14 protein-coding genes are annotated in these 18,124 nt (G+C 70.5%); 8 read left to right on the top strand and 6 right to left on the bottom strand.

Annotated features, from left to right (window positions below; all coding sequences use genetic code 11):
- Nucleotides 1-149 precede the first annotated feature (149 nt).
- Nucleotides 150-1,028: a hypothetical protein gene (locus ACH49X_RS31310; RefSeq protein WP_323124576.1), complete on the top strand. Its 879-nt coding sequence runs from the start codon at nucleotides 150-152 to the stop codon at nucleotides 1,026-1,028.
- Here the strand turns inward: ACH49X_RS31310 and ACH49X_RS31305 are convergent.
- Entirely contained in the window at nucleotides 1,008-1,841 is an 834-nt protein-coding gene (locus ACH49X_RS31305; RefSeq protein ID WP_195078012.1) for a DUF1266 domain-containing protein, read from the bottom strand. The two genes, ACH49X_RS31310 and ACH49X_RS31305, sit on opposite strands and share 21 nt — an antisense overlap.
- Nucleotides 1,842-1,994: 153 nt before the next feature.
- On the opposite strand from ACH49X_RS31305, the gene ACH49X_RS31300 reads away from it, so the two are divergent.
- A complete protein-coding gene (locus ACH49X_RS31300) occupies nucleotides 1,995-2,261 on the top strand; it encodes a DUF2277 domain-containing protein (protein ID WP_195078011.1) in 267 nt (88 codons plus the stop codon).
- A 12-nt stretch (nucleotides 2,262-2,273) separates the two neighbouring features.
- Here the strand turns inward: ACH49X_RS31300 and ACH49X_RS31295 are convergent, their stop codons facing one another.
- Entirely contained in the window at nucleotides 2,274-3,587 is a 1,314-nt protein-coding gene (locus tag ACH49X_RS31295) for a helix-turn-helix domain-containing protein (protein WP_357110666.1), read from the bottom strand.
- 171 nt (nucleotides 3,588-3,758) lie between these two features.
- On the opposite strand from ACH49X_RS31295, the gene ACH49X_RS31290 reads away from it, so the two are divergent.
- The 3 genes from ACH49X_RS31290 (at nucleotide 3,759) to ACH49X_RS31280 (ending at nucleotide 7,509) form a co-directional block, all read left to right on the top strand.
- Entirely contained in the window at nucleotides 3,759-5,363 is a 1,605-nt protein-coding gene (locus ACH49X_RS31290) for an aldehyde dehydrogenase family protein (protein ID WP_195078010.1), read from the top strand.
- Nucleotides 5,360-6,193, top strand: a complete 834-nt coding sequence (locus tag ACH49X_RS31285; protein ID WP_357208961.1) for an SDR family oxidoreductase — start codon at nucleotides 5,360-5,362, stop codon at nucleotides 6,191-6,193. The genes ACH49X_RS31290 and ACH49X_RS31285 overlap by 4 nt, the downstream gene beginning before the upstream one ends.
- A gap of 428 nt (nucleotides 6,194-6,621) precedes the next feature.
- Nucleotides 6,622-7,509 (top strand): LysR family transcriptional regulator, encoded by an 888-nt coding sequence (locus tag ACH49X_RS31280; protein ID WP_195078008.1) that lies wholly within the window; start codon nucleotides 6,622-6,624, stop codon nucleotides 7,507-7,509.
- On the opposite strand, the gene ACH49X_RS31275 is transcribed toward ACH49X_RS31280, so the two are convergent.
- Complete coding sequence (locus ACH49X_RS31275; protein WP_357208959.1) at nucleotides 7,499-8,971, bottom strand: amidase family protein; 1,473 nt, start codon at nucleotides 8,969-8,971, stop codon at nucleotides 7,499-7,501. The two genes, ACH49X_RS31280 and ACH49X_RS31275, sit on opposite strands and share 11 nt — an antisense overlap.
- A 178-nt stretch (nucleotides 8,972-9,149) precedes the next feature.
- On the opposite strand from ACH49X_RS31275, the gene ACH49X_RS31270 reads away from it, so the two are divergent.
- From ACH49X_RS31270 to ACH49X_RS31260, 3 genes are read left to right on the top strand one after another with little or no spacing between them, the layout of a single operon-like run.
- Nucleotides 9,150-11,696, top strand: coding sequence for a serine/threonine-protein kinase (locus ACH49X_RS31270; protein WP_357208957.1), 2,547 nt, complete (start codon nucleotides 9,150-9,152; stop codon nucleotides 11,694-11,696).
- Nucleotides 11,693-14,542: a protein kinase gene (locus ACH49X_RS31265; RefSeq protein WP_357208955.1), complete on the top strand. Its 2,850-nt coding sequence runs from the start codon at nucleotides 11,693-11,695 to the stop codon at nucleotides 14,540-14,542. The genes ACH49X_RS31270 and ACH49X_RS31265 overlap by 4 nt, the downstream gene beginning before the upstream one ends.
- Complete coding sequence (locus tag ACH49X_RS31260) at nucleotides 14,539-15,255, top strand: cyclase family protein (RefSeq protein WP_357208953.1); 717 nt, start codon at nucleotides 14,539-14,541, stop codon at nucleotides 15,253-15,255. The genes ACH49X_RS31265 and ACH49X_RS31260 overlap by 4 nt, the downstream gene beginning before the upstream one ends.
- A 3-nt stretch (nucleotides 15,256-15,258) precedes the next feature.
- Here the strand turns inward: ACH49X_RS31260 and hpt are convergent, their stop codons facing one another.
- The 3 genes from hpt to ACH49X_RS31245 form a co-directional block, all read right to left on the bottom strand.
- The gene (hpt, locus tag ACH49X_RS31255) at nucleotides 15,259-15,813 is read right to left on the bottom strand and encodes a hypoxanthine phosphoribosyltransferase (protein ID WP_195078003.1); all 555 of its coding nucleotides are present in this window, start codon (nucleotides 15,811-15,813) and stop codon (nucleotides 15,259-15,261) included.
- A 1-nt stretch (nucleotide 15,814) separates the two neighbouring features.
- Nucleotides 15,815-16,837, bottom strand: a complete 1,023-nt coding sequence (gene tilS, locus ACH49X_RS31250; RefSeq protein WP_357110651.1) for a tRNA lysidine(34) synthetase TilS — start codon at nucleotides 16,835-16,837, stop codon at nucleotides 15,815-15,817.
- A gap of 172 nt (nucleotides 16,838-17,009) precedes the next feature.
- The gene (locus tag ACH49X_RS31245) at nucleotides 17,010-18,119 is read right to left on the bottom strand and encodes a zinc-dependent metalloprotease (protein WP_357110648.1); all 1,110 of its coding nucleotides are present in this window, start codon (nucleotides 18,117-18,119) and stop codon (nucleotides 17,010-17,012) included.
- Between the last annotated feature and the right edge of the window lie 5 nt (nucleotides 18,120-18,124).

The following is an 18,124-nucleotide window of genomic DNA, read 5'->3' as shown; positions in this document are numbered from 1 at the left end:
CGAGCGACGGGCCACCCAGGCGGTAGCTCGCACACCACGAAGGGCCCCGGGAGCGCCGCAGACCAGACACGAGCGCAGGGGGTATGGACATAGTCGAGTTACGGACACCAACAGCGATACTGCGTCACGGCCGCGGCAGGTTGATCGTCTTGCGACCCGGATCCGACGGCGAGCGCGTGCTCGATGTCCCGGTTTCCGACCTGCTGAAAGTCCGGCTGAACCGGCGCGCGGACGACGCGGTCGTCATCGAGATCTATCTGCGCTACCCCACGCCCGTGCTCACCGGCGTCCCCGCGGACCGCACCCCCCTCCCGGTCATCATCGCCGAGCACGACGTGCCCGCGGCCACCGAGATCGTCGATCGCATCAACGCGCACATCCTGGCCACCCAGCGCATCGACGTGGCGGCGCCGGACCTGCGCCCGCCCGCCCCCGTCTGGGGCCGCGGCGGTCCCACCCGCGCGGACGTGGAACGGGCCACGCGCAGGATGTCACCGCGCCGCGAGGCGAAGCAGGCGATAGCGGCTCTGCATCGTTACGTGACGCCGGAGGAGTACGTCCTGGAGACCGCCGTCGCGGTCGCGCACCCGCCCGCGGGCAACGGCTCCGGCCTGCTCGCGGCGACCACCACCCGCCTGCTGTTCATCGCCATGGGCGAGGGCCGGTACGCGCACGAACTCCCGATTCCCGTGGTCTTATGGGCGCGCGTCACCGATACCCCCACCGCAGGGCGCGGTGAGATCGGTCCTGGGCGCGGCGCCGTCGGCATGGAGGTGCACGACGGGAGCCGGACGCTGCATTTCTCCGGCGCGGACCGCGCCGACACCGAACGGGTCAGCTGCGCGGTGAACTTCGCGGTGCGCCGGGAGTCCGCCGACGGCGCCGCCGGGTCGGCCGACCCCGGTGTGGCGCAGTTGTATTCGGAATGGGAGCTGCTGGTCGAGCGGCACTCCCTCGGCATGGTGGACGACGCGCAGTTCCAGCGCTACGGCCGCGGGATCCTGCGCTCACTCCCCGACGGGAGCTGAGTTCAGCGCGATCCGTCGCCACGGGCTGGTCGGACGCAGCCACAGCCGCAGCAACTCCTTGCGGCGGTCGACGCCGCCGTTCTTCAGCTCGGCCAGGTCCTCGCAGGCCTGCCAGTAGGTCCAGCCGGTGAGATAGGCGTCGCCGAACTGGCGCCAGTTGCGGTACTTGCTCTGCGCCAGCGGCAGGGCGCGCGCCAGATAGCTCCAGGCCACGTCGGCGTCGAGGTACCCGGCCGTGTAGGCCATCCTGGCCACCGCCACCACCCTGGCCAGATCCCAGGCGTGGATGTCGCTCGGCAGCGGCCGGGCCAGATGATCGGTGAATCCGATCTTGATCGCCTGCGACCAGATGTCGTAGTCGCGGACCAGCGCCTCCGGATTGTCCATCCCGCGGAACGCGCCGACCTGGCGCAGGAACGCCCGGTGCCGATCGGCGCGCTCACCGAAGCGATCGCGCTCGCTGGCGTTGATGGAGGCCGTCACCAGCGGATGCACCAGCGCGTAGAGCGGGGCGTGCATGCCGTCCAGCAATTGCTCCATCGAGGCCTGCGCCTCGGTCCCGTCGGTGATGCCCCACGCGCCGGTGAGCGTGTCGATGGCCAGTTCACGCCGGTCACCGAGCGGATGCGCGCGTTCGGGGCCGAGCAGCAGCGCGTCGTGGAACGCGTCCCAGCGCGCCGAGTAGAACGCGCCGAGGGCCAGCGCACGCAATTCGTCGTCGGAAACCGCGGCGCCGGACCAATGGTCTTCCTCCCGCTCGTCCAGCTCCGCGTACGGAAAGGTCGTCAAGGTGGGTACACCGCGCGAAGACATGCCCCGATTGTTCCCCATGCCGCGCGCCGCACGCGTGGGATTCACGGATGGGCGCACATTCGTCCCCGCGGGCGCGTCCGCCGGGCGAATCGATTTCGGCCTCGGTTGCTTCTTGCCCTGACGCATGTCGTGATGTGGGGCTAGTGTGCTCGCATGTGTAGAAACATCACCGTCCTGCGTGGTCTGGAACCTGCCGCAACCGAGCAGGAAATCTATGCCGCCGCACTGCAGTACGTGCGCAAGGTCGGTGGCGTGTCCGGCCTGAGCTCGACCACCAAACCGGCCGTCGACAAGGCCGTCGCGGCCATCGCGAAGGCGACCACCACCTTGCTCGCCGAGTTACCCGACCGCAGGGTGGCGCCGACCACCGAACCGCCGCTGCGCCGCATCGCCGCGCGGGAGGCCGCGGCAGGAGAGTAGGCGCCGACCGGTTCAAGGCAGGGCGTCGGCGCCGTAGACGGCGACGCACACCAGCGCGATCTCCAGCGGGAGCCCGCGCTCTTCGATCGGATATCCCAGTAGCTGTTCGATCCGCTGCACGCGGTAGCGGACCGTGTTCTTGTGTACCCCGAGCACCTTCGCCGTGGCCTCCGGGCTGCGCTGGCTGCGCAGATAGGCGTGCAGCGTCTCGCGCAGCCGTGCGGCGTTCGCGTCCCGGCCCGCCAGCGCGCCCAGCTCCCGCTCGACCAGTCCCCGCATGGCCGCTTCGTCCGCCCCGGCCAGATAGGCGATCTCCACCGTTCGATACCCGGTGACCCGCCGCCCGCCCGCGGGCGCGCGCTCGGCGACCTGCCGCGCGGCGACCGCCTCGCGATGACTGCGGCGAAAACCGGCGATCCCCCCGGCCGGCACACCGAACGCCACCCGCACCGGCGCCTCGACCTGCGCGGCGGCCAGCCGTTCCACTTCGCCGGGCGCCGCGAGTCCCGCGCCGTGTTCCCCGTCGTCCGATCCGGCCCACGCCCACATCGCGCTGGCGCCGGAGGGGACGGTGAGCACCCTGGCGCTGCCCAGCGCCGCGGCCAGTCGCGCCGCGACCCGGTCCAGCAGTCCGGTCGCCTCCGCCTCCGCGCCTGCGGGCTCTCCGGTCGGCTCGTCGGTCCACAACACGAAGGCCAGGTGTTGCTGGGAAAGTCGATAGCCGAGCCGCACCGAGGCCTGATCGACGTCCACGTCGTCGCCGTCGAGCAGGGCGCGGACGGTCTCGGCGCGCCGGTTGAGCGCGGCGCGCAGCACCTGCTCGCGCTCCTCCATATAGGTGTCGGTGAGCAGTTCGACCGAGGTGCTGATCCACTTGGTGGCCCGCTCGAACAACCGCAGCAGCAGCACGCGCTCGAGTTCGGGCGTGGTCCGCCGCTGCTCGACCACCTCGGTCATGTAGTCCAGTACCGCTTCCATGCCCACGTGATAGACCCGCAGCAGCAACCGCAGCTCGAACCCGCGCCGCGCCACGCTGCGCGCGAACGCGTGCGCTTCCTCCGGCAGCGAGTACTCGAAGGTGTCGGTGGCCAGTCGGCTGAGCACGATCCTGGCGTGCGCCCTGGTACTGGCCGCGAGGTCGCGCCGCATATCGCGATCGGCGAGTTCGGGGATGCGCGCGATGATCACGTCGTCCAGCCGGGTGACGATGCGCTCCAGCACCTCCGCGCGCGTCGTCTCATAGACGTACTCGGCGAGCCAGTCGCGCACTTCGTCGGGACCGGGGTTCGGACTGACCGAGACGCCCGGCGAAGGCCCCATCGTCATCGCCCTCTCCTTCGGCTCGGCGATTTTGTCTCGAAGAAACAAAATCGCACGTTTTCCTTGACAATTCGGGCCAAGAAACTCTGTTCGGATTGTGTCACGATCATAGTTCAGTGGCCTGCCTCACAGCAGTCGCAGACCGCGGTTCAACACAACGTCAGTGGGAGAACAGCAGTGACCAACACCGAACCAGCGCCAGCGGCCGAGCAGGCGCAGGCACGCGAAACGACCGCGAAGAGCGACGGCCCCGCCGTCATCGAGGTGCGCAATCCCGGCACGGGAGAGGTCGTCGGCACGGTGCCGGACGAGACCGCCGACGCGGTCGCGGCCAAGGTCCGCGAACTGCGGCTGTACCAGCCGGAGTGGGAGGCGATCGGCCCCGAAGGACGCAAGGTCTGGCTGCTGAAATTCCAGGACTGGCTGATCGACAACACCGATCGCCTGGCCACCGTGCTGCAGTCGGAGACCGCGAAGCCAAGGGTCGACGCCCTGATCGATCCGGGTTTCGCGACCGATCTGATCGGCTACTACGCCCGCCGCGCGGCCAAGTTCCTCGCCGACGACCACCCGTCGCCGCACAGCCCGCTGGCCAGGGTCAAGCGACTGACCACGGTCTATCGGCCCTATCCGGTGGTCGGCGTCATCACGCCGTGGAATTTCCCGCTGGCCATGCCGGTGATGGACGTGTTCCCCGCGCTCGCCGCGGGCGCCGCCGTGATTCTCAAGCCGTCCGAGGTCACCCCGCTCTCGGCGATCGAACTGGCCAAGGGCTGGGCCGAGATCGGCGCGCCGCCGGTCTTCGCGGTGGTCACCGGCGCGGGCGCGACCGGAGCGGCCGTGGTGGGCAACGCCGACTACATCCAGTTCACCGGCTCCACCGCGACCGGCCGAAAGATCGCCGCCGCCTGCGTGGAGCGGATGGTGCCCTACAGCCTGGAACTCGGCGGCAAGGACCCGGCCATCGTCCTGGCCGACGCCGACCTCGATCGCGCCGCGCACGGCATCGCCTTCGGCGGCATGTTCAACTCTGGCCAGGTCTGCATCTCGGTGGAGCGGGTGTACGTCGAAGCGCCGGTCTACGACGAGTTCGTCGCCAAGCTCACGGCCAACGTCAAGGCGCTGCGCCAGGGTCTCGACGGGCGCGAGTCGAAGCACGACGTCGGCGCGCTGGCCAACGAGAACCAGGCGGCCATCGTGCAGCGCCATGTCGACGAGGCCGTCGCGGCGGGCGCGAAGGTGCTCACCGGCGGCAAGCGGGCCGGATTCGGCACCGCCTTCGAGCCGACCGTTCTGGTGGACGTCGACCACACCATGTCCTGCATCACCGAGGAGACCTTCGGTCCCACGCTGCCGGTGATGAAAGTGGCCGACGAGTCGGAGGCGATCCGGCTGGCCAACGACTCGGTGTACGGCCTCTCGGCCTCGGTATGGACCGGCGACAAGGAGCGGGGCGAGCGGATCGCCCGGCAGCTGAACGCGGGCGCGGTCAATATCAACGACGTCTTCGCCAACCTGTTCAGCTACGCGCTGCCCATGGGCGGCTGGGGCCTGTCCGGCGTCGGCGCGCGCTGGGGCGGCGCGAACGGCGTGCGCAAGTACTGCCGTCAGCAGGCGATCACCACACCGATCCTGCCGACGCAGCAGAAGGAACTGTTCTGGTACCCGTACTCGATGCCGAAGCTGCTGTTCGCGCTCGGCGCCATGCGCGCCGCGGGCGCTCGCGGCCTGCGCCGGCTCGACCTGCCCGCCCTGCTGAAGCTGAAGGGGGACGACAAGTGACCGATGCGAAGCAGATCCGCGGCAAGGTCGTGGTGATCACCGGCGGCGCCCGCGGCATCGGACTCGCCACCGCGACCACGCTGCAGGCCCTCGGCGCGCAGATCGCGATCGGCGACATCGACGAGACCACGGTCAAGGAGTCGGGCACGGCGCGCGGTTTCGAGTTCTACGGCAAGCTCGACGTGACCGATCACGATTCCTTCGACAGCTTCCTCGACGAGGTGGAGCGCGCCCTCGGCCCGATCGACGTGCTGATCAACAACGCGGGCATCATGCCGACCGGCAAACTGGTGGACGAGCCGGACCCGCTGACCCGCCGGATTTTGGACATCAACGTCTACGGCGTGATCCTGGGATCCAAGCTGGCGCTGCGCCGGATGCTGCCGCGCGGCGGCGGGCACATCATCAACATCGCCTCGCTGGCGGGCGAGGCGCACATCCCCGGCCTGGCCACCTACAACGCCAGCAAGCACGCGGTGCTGGGATTCACCGACACGCTGCGCGAGGAGTACCGCGGCACCGGCGTGCGCTTCTCCTCGGTGCTACCGACGCTGACCAACACCGAGCTCGGATCGGGCGTCACCGCGCCCAAGCTGATGCGCGCCGCCGAGCCGGAGGAGATCGCCGACGCGGTCGCGAAGCTGATCGTCACGCCGAAGTCGAAGGTCAGGGTGACCGCGGTGGCCGGGTTCATCTCCCAGTTCGTCGGCCTGCTGCCGGAAGCGCTCGGGGACGGCATCGGCCGCGCGCTCGGGTCCGGCCGCGCCTTTCTCGACGACGTCGACGCCGAGAAGCGCAAGGCCTACGAGGAGCGCGCTCGCGGCGTGTGAGCGCGACGCGGAGCCGGGGCGCCGCGGCCGGGATTCGTCTCGGCCACGGCGCCTCGCCGCGTTCGGGCCACATGGGGGCCCGACACACGCGAAGTTCCTTGTGAGCAAAATCACGCGACCTGCCGCTTACTTCGCATAGCCGGTCAGCGGCAAATTCTCAGCCCGCACTCGATGCCCACGAAGGCGTCCCTCAATCCGCCACGGAGACTTCGGGCGAACCCCCATTCATGCTGGTCAAGCGCCCAAATCCGGGAGCGCGACGGCAAATGCGCAGAGCATGCCGAAAATTCGCCAACCGCTTGGTGCGCGGCACCATCACAGGCAATATGCTGTTCCTAACAAACCTGCCGACTGTTTCGGTGCCCGTATCCGAACTTTCCGGCCTGATAAGGCTGGAAATTCCGGACTGATTCTGATAGCAAGGGGCTATGGACCCGCACTTGCGCGACCTGCGGTATTTCGTCGCCGTCGCTGAGGAACTGCATTTCACCAACGCCGCTCAGCGGCTGCACATCGCTCAACCCACCCTGTCGCGTCAGATCCGTCAGCTGGAACGCCAGCTCGACGTGGTCCTGTTCGACCGCAACCAGCGCAGCGTCGCGCTGACCGTCGCGGGCAAGGAGCTGCTCGAAGGCGCCCGCAAGATCCTGGAGCTGTGGGAGGTCACCAACGTCTCGCTGCAGGAGGCGGGCGAGGTGCTGCGCGTCGGCATCCAATCCACGCTCGGTCGCGGTCTGCTCAGCGATCTGGAGAGCGCGAGCGGACATCGTCTCGCGCTGCACGCGGCGTCGTGGACCGATCCGTCCAGCGGGCTCGCAGGCCGTCAGGCCGACCTGGCTCTGGTCTGGCTTCCGCTGCCGGACCAGAGCCGGTACCGGTGGCAGGTGCTGCGCACCGAACCGCGCTGGGTGCTGCTGCCGGAGAACCACCCGCTGGCCGTCTCGGAGACCATCGAGTTCACCGATCTGCTCGACGAGCCGTTCGTCGCGCTGCCCACCGAAGCAGGCGCCGTGCGCGACTTCTGGCTGGGCAACGACGGACGCGGCGGCCGTCCGCCGAAGATCGGCGCCGAAGCCGCGACCGCCGAGGACAAGCTGGAAGCGGTGAGCCTCGGCCTCGGCGTGTGCCTGCTCGCGGAGAACAACGTGCCGATGTACCGCTGGCCCGGGTTGACCGCGCGTCCGGTGTCGGGACTGGCGCCGTGCGAGCTCGCCGTGGCCTGGCGGGCCGACGACAACCGGCCGACCATCCTGGAGTTCGCCGGACGGGCCGTCGAGGGCGGGTTCGCCGCGCAGCAGCAGCCGGTCAGCGTCTGAACCGGCCCGGCCGGGCCTCGGGGGCGGTGCGCTGCCAGGGGCGGCGGGTCTCCAATTGCGCCGACAGCCGGAGCAGAGTGGATTCGCTGCCGGGTGGTCCCGCGAGTTGAGCCGCGACCGGCGTACCCGATCCGGGATGCATGCCCATGGGGATGGAGACGGCGGGCCAGCCGACCAGATTCCACAGCGGAGTGAAGGGGGCGAACCGCGCGCTGGTGAGCAGAGTGGCGGGGCGGTCGCGGAAGTGCCAGGCCCGCGCCGGCGGCGGCGGGGCGGCGAGCGTGGGTGTGATCACCACGTCGTAGTGCTCGAAGAACTCCAGTAGTCGCGCCTCCACCCGGTCGATCTGGGCGGGACGCGCGAGCCGTAACCGATGCACGGTCCGGCCCAGAGCCAGGCGCTGCCGGACTGTCCGCGATAGTCGGTCGGGCTCTGGCAGTGCTCGAGCGTCGCGGGCACCGAGGGCCAGCCAGCGCAGCGAGGCCGCGAGCAGCGCGTTTCCGTACGGTAGCGCGGTCGGTCGCACCGAATGCCCCACCGCCGCGGCCACCGAGGCCGCCGTGCGGGCCGCCGCCGTCCAGTGCCGGTCGACGCGCAGCAGGCTGGAAGGTGGATCCACCGCCAGCCCGATGCGTAGTCGGCCGGGTGGATCCACCTCGGCTAGGCCCGGTCGCGCCGCCAGGACCGACAGCGCCAGCGCGGCATCGTCCACGCTCGTCGCCAGGACACCGTTTTCGACCAGACTCGACCACGGGCCCGTCCCGAGGACCGTGTACTGCCCCGGCTTGATCCCGAAGACACCGCAGCACGCGGCTGCCACCCGCACCGCCCCCAAACCGTCGCAGCCGTGCGCCACCGGAACCAGCCCGGCCGCGACCGCCGCGCCGGCCGCGCTTCCGGCGTTGCGCGCGGGATTCCACGGATTGCGGATGACGCGCTCGGCGCCCGCGCTGGTCACCCATCGACTCAGCTCCGGGGCCGCGACGAGGCCCATGACCACCGCGCCCGCCGCACGCAACCTGGCCACCACCGGATCATCCGCGGCGGCCACCGGCCCCCACGGCACCGGCTCGCCCGCGAGGGGAACGCCGTGTTCGACCACGACCGGGACACCGGCCAGCGGCAGCACGTCCAGGTCGTCACGCTCCATCAGGCCGACCGATTCGACCGTCACCTGCTCGTCGCGCAGGACGCTGAAGGCGTCGAGTTTCCGGTCCGCCGCCGCGATCCGCGTCCCGGCATCCGCCGCCACTTGGCCCGGATGCAGCAGGCCGTCGCGCACGCACGCGGCGATCGTCGCGGCCGGGCCGCGTTCGAGCGCGGCCCCGGCTTCCGCGGGAAGCACGTCGGCGGCTCCCAGCGGTCGGGTGACGCCGGTCTTCGCATTCGAGAATGTCAGGGGCGGGGCGGAGTTTCCCGCCGAGATCGAGCCGTCCGCCATGATTGCGGCCTCGTCGGACATGTGCTGGTCATCCCCCGTCCGGTCGTTGTCGAAATCGGGTGATCCACTGTCGAGCCGCAAGTTATCATTTCGAATACGGCGCGGGGGATGATGGTGTTGGGTGTGGCGGAAATTTTCGGCACATCGGACAACAACCGGTGCGGATTCCGCGGTGTCCGCCGAGCCACTAGGTCCGAGCATGAGTGCGAACTCTGAGAGAAGGTCCGACCCCGACACGGGTGTTTCCACCCGGCCGAGGAGTGGCGACCTGTCGCACGCCGAATCCGAGGCGGTGTCGGCGTTCGCCGCGGCATGGGAATCCACGCGCCGCCCACCGGCGATCGCCGAATATCTGCCCGACGCCAGCACCCTGCGCCGTGAGGCGTTGCTCGAGCTGATCCGCGTCGACCTGCGCCATCGCTGGCTTCGCCGCGGAAGGAATTCGGGCGCCGCGCCCGATCCGGCCGCGCGCATGCGCCTGACCGATTACTGCGCCGAATTCTCCGAGCTCGCCTCCGACGATATTCCGGCCGGTCTGGTGTACGAGGAGTTCGTCATCCGCCGCCAGAGCGGCGAGCGAGTCGATCCGCGCGAATGCCTGCGCGAATACCCGCGGCAAGCGGCGGAACTGCGCGAGTTGTTGAACGCCGAGGAGATCGATCAGAGCACCCGCCGCGCGACCCAGGAGGATTCGACCCGGACCGTCGTCGCGGACGGTGACCCGGTTCTCGCCGACACCGCATTGAACCGAACCGCCGAGTCTGCTCGTGGTTCCGAGGTGACCAGAACGACCGCCGCCGACCTGACGGGTACGGCCACCGCCGCGCCCACGACGATCGGGACCGGGCCGGGCCGCTCCGACCCGCTCGACCGGATCGAGATCGGTCAGCGGATCGATGACTTCGATCTGCTGACCGGTCTGGGCAGCGGCGCGTTCGCCCGGGTCTTCCTCGCCCGGCAGCGCTCGCTGCAGCGACTGGTCGCGGTCAAGATCTCCTCCGACCACGGCACCGAGCCGCAGACGCTGGCCCAACTCGACCACGACTACATCGTGCGGGTTTTCGACCAGCGGCTGCTGGAGGACACCCAGGGCGCAGCGCGCCGGCTGCGGCTGCTCTACATGCAGTTCCTCCCCGGAGGCACACTGCTGGGGGTGCTGCGCTGGGTGCGCGCGACCCCGCCTGCCGAGCGCAGCGGCCGGCTCCTGCTGGACGCCGTCGACGCGGCCATGGAGGAGAAGGGCGAGATCCGTCCGACCGATTCCAGCGTGCGCGCCGAGATCGCGGCGCTGAGCTGGCCGGAGACGGTGGCCTGGCTGGGCCGCAGGCTGGCCGAGGCGCTGGACTACGCCTCATCGCACGGCGTGCTGCACCGCGACGTCAAACCGGCCAACGTCCTGCTCACCGCCGAGGGCGTGCCGAAACTCGCCGACTTCAACATCAGCTTCAGCCGCAACGTGGAGGGCACCAGCCCGGTGGCCTACTTCGGCGGCTCACTGGCCTACATGTCGCCGGAACAGCTGGAGGCCTGCCACCCCGGCTTCGGCCGCAGCGCCGCCGACCTGGACACCCGCGCCGACATCTATTCCCTCGGCGTGGTGCTGTGGGAGCTGCTCACCGGAGCGAAACCGTTCGACGACCGGACGGCCGGCGCAGGCGATCGAAGCGACGACACCACATTGGAGGCCATGCTGGAGCGACGCAGCTCGGGCGTGGACGACGTCGCGCTGTCGCGGGTTCCGGCCGACTGTCCCGCCGCCTTGTGCCGCATCCTGCTGACCTGTCTCGCTCCCGAGCGAGCCGATCGCTGGTCCAACGGCGCCATCCTGGCCAGGCAGCTGGAGATGTGCCTGGACGCGCGTGCGCGGGAGTTGGTCGACCCCGCGCCGAACAGCTGGCGGCGGCGGCTGCGGCCGTACATCGTGCCGGTGGCGCTGGTGGCGATGGCGCTGCCGAACGTGCTCGCCTCGCTGTACAACATCCAGCACAACCAGCATCTGATCATCGACCGGATGACCGCGGACGCCCAGCAGACCTTCCTCATCATCACCGGCATCGTGAACGCGATCTTCTTCCCGGTCGGCATCGCGCTCGTGCTGTATCTGGCGAGATACGTGCTGATCGTGCCCCGCGGCCTGCGCAAAGGGCGACGATACGACCCCGCAACGCTACGACGTGCCAGACGCGACGCGCTGCTGATGGGCGACCGGGCGGTCGCGGTGGCCTTCTCGCTGTGGGTGCTGGCCGCACCGTGCTTCCTGATCGCGCTGCAAGTGTCCACCGGAGAGATATCGACGCGCTCGGTCGTGCACTTCTTCTCTTCGCTGGTGGTGTGCGGCGCGATCGCGGTGGCCTATCCCTTCTTCCTGCTGACCTTCTACATGGTGCGATGCGTCTACCCGCTGTTCCTCCGCCACGGTGACATCAGTCCCGAGGACGCGGTGTGGCTGCGCGGCCTGGACCGGCGCTGCAACGGCTACCTCGCGGTGGCGGCCTCGGTGCCGCTGCTCGCGGTCGCCGGAGTGACCTTCCTGCCCCCGTCCGATATCCCGTCGGTCATCGTCGCGGTCCGGCTGCTGTGCGTCGGCGGCATACTCGCCTTCGTGGGCACCTATCTGCTGTTCCGCGCGCTGGAAGCGGATCTGCGGGCGCTGGAGCGGGTGGTCGATCCGGATTCCGCCGAGACGGGCGCCGCCGATGGCCGGTCGGCCCGAGCCGCCACGACCGCCGCGGAGACCAGCACGTGAGCTTGACCCGCACCGATGCCGTCGCCCGGTTCTCCGCCGACTGGCAGCGCAGCCTCCATGGTGATCGATTGCCGCCGCAGATCCGCGACTACGTGCCCGACGGCACGCAGGTTCGCCTGGCTGTCCTGGTCGAGCTGATCCGGGTGGATCTGCGACGGCGGTGGCAGTACGGCGGGCCCGGTAAACGGATCGCCGACTATCGCGAGGAATTCCCCGAAGTGGCAACCAGCCCTGAGTTGGTCGATCTGCTGTGCGAGGAATTCCTGGCGCGCCGCGGGCGCGGACCGCTGCCGCTGGATGACTTCCTGGCCGAGTACCCGGAACTGGCCGGCGCGGTCGGCGAACGGCTCGCCGATCTCGCGGGCGACGACCAACCGGAGGCCGAGTCCAGCGAGGCCGTCGCCGCGCTGGCCGACCTCGCCCCCGGCCTGCGGATCGATGACTTCGACCTGCTCACGGACCTGGGCGCCGGGCTGCTCGGCCGGGTCTTCCTGGCCAGGCAGCATTCCATGCAACGGCTGGTCGCCGTCCGGTTCTCGGCGGGGCGGGCGGGCGCGGCCCACACGATGGCCCAGCTCGATCACGCCCACATCGTGCGGGTCTTCGACCAGCGCGTGCTCAGCGCCGACGCCGCACAGGTCCTCACGGTCGCCGGTTCCGCGCACGGCCGCCACAACGCGGTGCAGGGCACGATCACCGCGCCGCACCCGGACCTCGGCACCACAACCGCTGAACCCTTCGAGCTCGACGCCACCCTCACGGCCGTCCCACCCAGCCGGACGAGCCGCCCCGGTGACGACGAAACGATTGCGGCGCACCCACCCCGGACGACGAGCCGCCCCGGCGACGACGAAACCATCACGGCACACCCACCCCGGAGGGCGGGTCGCCCGGGTGACGACGAAACCATCACGGCACACCCACCCCGGACAGCGAGCCACCCCGGCGATGACGAACCGCGCACCCGCGACGGCGACGGGCGCTCTCCGACCGTCACCCAGCCCTCCTCCGCAGGCGATGCGACGGACGCACCGGAATCGAAGGACGACGACACCGTGGTGGTCGGCGATCCACCCACGCTCGCTCCGATTCACCCGGGCCGCCTTCTGCTTCCCGATTCCGGACGCTCGGCCGACCTCCGCGGAGCCGCAACGGTGCCGGCCTATCCGGACGCGGCGACCGAGCGTTCGAGCGATCCGGACGCGACCGTCGCCGCCGCGCCGGACGGCACCGCGGCCGCGGCCTCGGGACCGCCCGTCGCGCCGGAATCCCGGACGGCGGTGCTCCCACGCCTGGTCTACATGCAATATCTCCCCGGCGGCACGGCGGTCGGCCTGCTCGAGCAACGCCGTCGCGGCCCCGTGACCGACGGCGGCGCTCTGTTGCTACGCGCGGTGGACACCGCCATGGAGGCCAAGGGCGAGATCCGCCCGGCGGATTCCAGCGTGCGTGCCGAGATCGCGCGGCTGGACTGGCCGGAGACCGTGGCGTGGGTGGGCAGGCGGCTGGCCGACGCGCTGGATTACGCGGCGCACCACGGCGTGCTGCACCACGACATCAAACCGGCGAACGTGCTGTTCACCGCGGAGGGTATTCCCAAACTCGCCGACTTCGCCCTCGGTGAGACGACGGGCCGCATCGCGCCGCCCGGCCCCGGCGCGACCGACGCGCTGGTCTACCGCTCCCCGGAGCAGCTGACCCGCTATCTCGTCCCCGACGCACCCGCCCCCGGCGACGCCAGCGACGTCTACTCCCTCGGAGTGCTGCTATGGGAAATGCTCACGGGCGCAACCCCGTTCGATGATCCGCCACTGGACGAGAACGGCCCGGACGCCGAGACGTACGCGCGGATGCTCGCGGTGCGCCGCGGCGGCGTCCCGGCCGCCGCGCTCGCACGCCTGCCGGAGGGCACCCCGGCCGCGCTGCGCCGCGTGCTGCTGGACTGCCTGCACGAAGACCCGCAGCGGCGCTGGCGCGGCGGCGCCGAACTCGCGGGACAACTCGACCTGTGCCTGGACAGCCGCGCGCGCGACCTGGTCGATCCCCCGCCACGCAGCCTCGCCCACCGTGCCCGCGGGTGGCTGCTCCCGGTCGCGGCGCTGTGCGTCGGCGTGCCGAACCTGCTGGCCAGCTTCTACAACATCCAGCTGAACCAGACCCTGATCATCGACCGGATGTCGGTCGCCGACCAGGAAAAGTTCGCGGCGGTCGGGTTGATCAACAACCTCATCGCGTTCCCGGTCGCCGCGCTGCTGCTGGTGTTCATGACCCGGCGTCCGCTCGCCATCTCCCATCGCCTCGGCCGTGGCGAGGGGTACTCCGCGCGCACACTCGCCCAAGCCCGCCGCGACACCTTGCTGATGGGCGACTGGGCGGTGTGGATACCGTTCGGCTTCTGGCTGGTCGCGGGCATCGTCTGGCCGCTGGGGCTGGCCTTCTCGGGCGTCGACCTGCCGCGCGGCACCTTCTTGCACTTCTTCGCCGCGCAGGTGGTGTGCGCGGCGATCGCGCTGGCCTACCCGTTCTTTCCGATCATGGTCTACTCGGTGCGAGCGATCTATCCACAGCTTCTGGTGCGCGGCGGCATCGGTCCCGACGACGAACGCCAGCTGCGCGCGCTGGCCAGGCGCGGCAGTTTCTACCTGGGTGTTGCGGCGTCGGTGCCGCTGCTCGGCGTGGCCAGCGCGACCTTCGTCGAGGCCGCCGACCTGGAGCTGGTGATCGTTCCGGTGCGTGTGCTGAGCGTGGGTGGCATCCTGGCCTTCGTGCTGACCTATCGACTGTTCCGGCTCCTGGAAGCGGATCTGCTCGCTCTGGCCAGAGCGATTCCCCAGCGGACGCGATGACCGCACCCCGCCCGCTCGGACGGCTGGTGAACCTGTCGCACGTCCACGATCCGGTCACCACGCCGCTGTATCCGGACGATCCGGAATTCCGCACCGACATCGTGGCCACGATCGCGGACGACGGCTACCTCCTGCGCTATATCCAGCAGGGCGAACACACCGGAACGCATTGGGGCGCGCCGATCCACTTCCGCGCGGACGGGCTGGCCGCCGACGAACTCGACCTCGACGACCTGCTGCTGCCCGCGGTGAAGATCGATCTGCGGCACCGCTGCGCGGGCGATCGCGACTACGCGATCACGGTCGAGGATCTGGAGCGATGGGAAGCCGAACACGGCCGGATCCCGGACGGCGCCGCGGTGATCGCCTGGACCGGATGGGACGCCAAGTGGGGCACACCCGAGTTCATCGGCACGGGCGGATCAGCGGGCAGGCAACCGGGTTTCGCGGTGCCGACGGTGGAATGGCTGCTGGGCAGCGGCAGGCTCGGCCGCCGCGGCGCGCTCGGCATCGACACGTTCGGCCCCGACGTGGGGACCGACGAGACCTACGCGGTGTCGAAGCTGCTTTACGGCGAGCACCGGATCAGCTTGGAATGTTTGGCGAACTTGGCCGCGCTGCCCGCCACCGGGGCGTGGGTGCTGGTGGGCGGACCGCTCTACCGCGGCGGTTCCGGCGGACCCGCAACGATTTTCGGCATTCTGCCCGGCTGACGCTCAGCCGCCGTAGACCTTGGGGTTCAGGGTGCCGATGTAGGGCAGGTCGCGGTAGCGCTCCGCGTAGTCGAGACCGTAGCCGACGACGAATTCGTTCGGGATGTCGAAGCCGACGTGCGCGACCTCGACGGGCGTGCGCAGCGCGTCGGGCTTGCGCAGCAGGGTGACCACCTCGAGCGAAGCCGGGTTGCGGGTGGACAGGTTGCGCTTGAGCCACGACAGCGTGAGCCCGGAGTCGATGATGTCCTCGACGATCAGCACGTTGCGGCCCGCGATGTCCTTGTCCAGGTCCTTCATGATGCGCACCACGCCGGAGGACGAGGTCGACGACCCGTAGGACGAGACGGCCATGAACTCCATCTGGGTCGGGATCGGCAGGGCCTTGGCCAGGTCGGTCATGAAGAAGATCGCGCCCTTGAGCACGCCGACCAGCAGCAGATCGCCCTCGGGAGCGTCCGGCGGATACCGCTTGGCGATGAGTTCGGCCAGCTCCTGGGTCTTGGCGGCGATCTGGTCGGCGGTGATCAGCACCGACGCGATGTCATCCCCGTACACGTCAGCTGGATTCCCTTCCGTGGTGGTGAGCCCGTCCGGCCGGTTCGGTCTGCGTCATCGGTCCGATGCCGTCCTCGTCCAGCCGCAGTGCCAGCCTGCCATGTTCGCGCCCGGCGACCAACCTGCTACCCGCGGTACCGCCGCCGACCGCGACGCCGCCCTGCCCGCGCCAAGCCGTCACCAGTTCGTCGACTGCCTGTAAATGCTTGGTGGTCAGGGCTTTCGCCCCGTTGTCGAGCAACCATGCCCGAATTGCCCGTTTACGCAGGGCGGCGGGCGCAGTGGCAAGGGTCTCGATCAGCAGCGTGCGGCCATCACTCGCGGTGTGCCGCAGTTCGGCGGCGAGCGCGTCCAGGACCGCGCCGTCCTCCCGCAGCTGCTCGGCCGTGCGCGCCAGCGCCGGGGCCACCCCGCCGCCGAGGATCTCCTCCAACAGCGGCAACGCCTCGGTGCGCAGCCTGACCCTGGTGAACTCCGGCGCCGCGTTGTGCGGATCGTCATGCGGTGTCACGCCGAGATCGGCACACATGCGCCGGGTGGTTTCCCTGCGCACGCCGAGCAACGGCCGCCCCCACGGTTCGGCGCAGGCGGACATCCCTTGGATCGAGCGGCTGCCCGAGCCGCGCGCGAGGCCGAGCAGCACCGTTTCGGCCTGGTCGTCGAGGGTGTGCCCGAGCAGCACCGCAAGGCCGTGGCGCGCGGAGTCCAGTGCGGCGTAACGGGCCCGGCGCGCGGCGGCTTCCACACCGCCCTCGGTGCCGACCTCGACCGCGAGCACGCGCGCGGACCGGCAACCGAGGGCGAGGGCCTGTGCCGCGGCCTCGGCCGCGACGGCGCCGGAACCGGGTTGCAGGCGATGGTCCACCACCAGAGCGTCCACCGCGTCCGTCTCGACCACCGCCGCCGCGGTGAGCGCCAGCGAATCCGCGCCGCCGGACAACGCCACCGCGACGGCTCGCTCGTCGGACTCGCGCGGCCCGAACCTGCTCAGCCAATCCCGGACCGCCCTGCGGACGGCGAGCACGGCAGCGGTCTCGGGTAATCGCCGGACGGTTCCAGACGGCCGCCCGGAACCGGATGGCCCGCTCTCCGACCCGAAGCGCCCGGGTGTCGTTCCTGGCGCACGCCCCATGGGCGCAGCCTACCGGCCTGCCGCGCGCGGCGAGTCGCCGCCGGCCGGGTACCGGCGCGCTCGCTCAGGCCAGCACGCGCTCGATCCAGCGCTGCGGATGCTCGATCTCATCGGTGCGCGGCAGCGTGTCGGCCTCGGTCCACACCGTGTTGAACCGGGTCATCCCGACGGCGCCGACCACCTCGTCGACGAACTTCTTGCCGCGCACGTACTGGGCGACCTTCGCGTCCACGCCGAGCAGGGCGCGCAGCAGCCGCTGCACCGGGTTGGCCGGACGCCTGCGCCGCTGGTCGAACGCGCTGCGGATCTGCTCCACCGACGGGACAACCGCGGGGCCGACCGCGTCCATGACGTGATCGGCGTGCCCTTCCAGCAGGGTGCCGAGCATCAGCAGCCGGTCGAGCGCCGCACGCTGCGGCGGAGCCTGAGTGGCACGCAGCAGGCCGACGACGCCGCGTGCGGCCGGGTCATCGGGAGCGCCGCCGCGACGACGGTCGCGCAGCTCTTCCACCAGCCGGGACAGCATCTCGCTCATCGGCTCGTCACCGACCTCGCCGAGCACCTCGACGTTCGCGCGCATGTATTCGCCGAGCCAGGGCGCGGAAGAGAACTGCACCCTATGGGTGACCTCGTGCAGGCACACCCACAACCGGAAATCGCTCGGCGACACCCCGAGCGCACGCTCGACCGCCACGATGTTCGGCGCGACCAGCAGCAAGGTGCCATCCGCGCCCGTGAACGGGTCGTATTGGCCGAGGATCGCGGTGGACAGGAAGGCGAGCATGGCGCCCGCCTGCACCCCGGCGGGTTTGCCCGCGAGGAACTTGCGGTCGGCCTGCGCCTCGCCCGCACCGGTGAGCTGGGCCATCGAGTCGGCGGCGGCCGTGATCCACCCCGGCCGGTCGACGATCCTGGCCGCCGGGACCGGCCGGTCGTCCAGCAACCCGCTGACCTCGCGCACCGGCGCCTCGGCCCGCACGGAGGAATCGGCGAGTTCGGCGACCACCTGCTCGGCCGAGTACCGCGACGTGCGCGGACCCGCGGGCACCAGAGCGGAGCCGGTCCGCGCGGCCAGGCGCCAATCGACCACGCCCGACAGGCCCGAGCGGAGCTTGCGCCGCTCGACCGTATCGGCGGAGCCGAGTCCGGCTGTCTCGGAACCTTGCTGGGTCATGATCA

The organism is Nocardia sp. NPDC019323 (assembly GCF_044389845.1).
Lineage (GTDB): Bacteria > Actinomycetota > Actinomycetes > Mycobacteriales > Mycobacteriaceae > Nocardia > Nocardia implantans.
Note: the sequence above shows the minus strand (reverse complement) of the source record. Positions and strands in the feature narration are given on the sequence as shown.

Coding starts and splice junctions, on each gene's coding strand:
- ACH49X_RS31270 (WP_357208957.1), top strand. CDS start 9,150: ATGAGTGCGAACTCTGAGAGAAGGTCCGACCCCGACACGGGTGTTTCC.
- ACH49X_RS31295 (WP_357110666.1), bottom strand. CDS start 3,587: ATGACGATGGGGCCTTCGCCGGGCGTCTCGGTCAGTCCGAACCCCGGT.
- ACH49X_RS31300 (WP_195078011.1), top strand. CDS start 1,995: ATGTGTAGAAACATCACCGTCCTGCGTGGTCTGGAACCTGCCGCAACC.
- ACH49X_RS31275 (WP_357208959.1), bottom strand. CDS start 8,971: ATGTCCGACGAGGCCGCAATCATGGCGGACGGCTCGATCTCGGCGGGA.
- ACH49X_RS31305 (WP_195078012.1), bottom strand. CDS start 1,841: ATGTCTTCGCGCGGTGTACCCACCTTGACGACCTTTCCGTACGCGGAG.
- ACH49X_RS31280 (WP_195078008.1), top strand. CDS start 6,622: ATGGACCCGCACTTGCGCGACCTGCGGTATTTCGTCGCCGTCGCTGAG.
- ACH49X_RS31245 (WP_357110648.1), bottom strand. CDS start 18,119: ATGACCCAGCAAGGTTCCGAGACAGCCGGACTCGGCTCCGCCGATACG.
- ACH49X_RS31260 (WP_357208953.1), top strand. CDS start 14,539: ATGACCGCACCCCGCCCGCTCGGACGGCTGGTGAACCTGTCGCACGTC.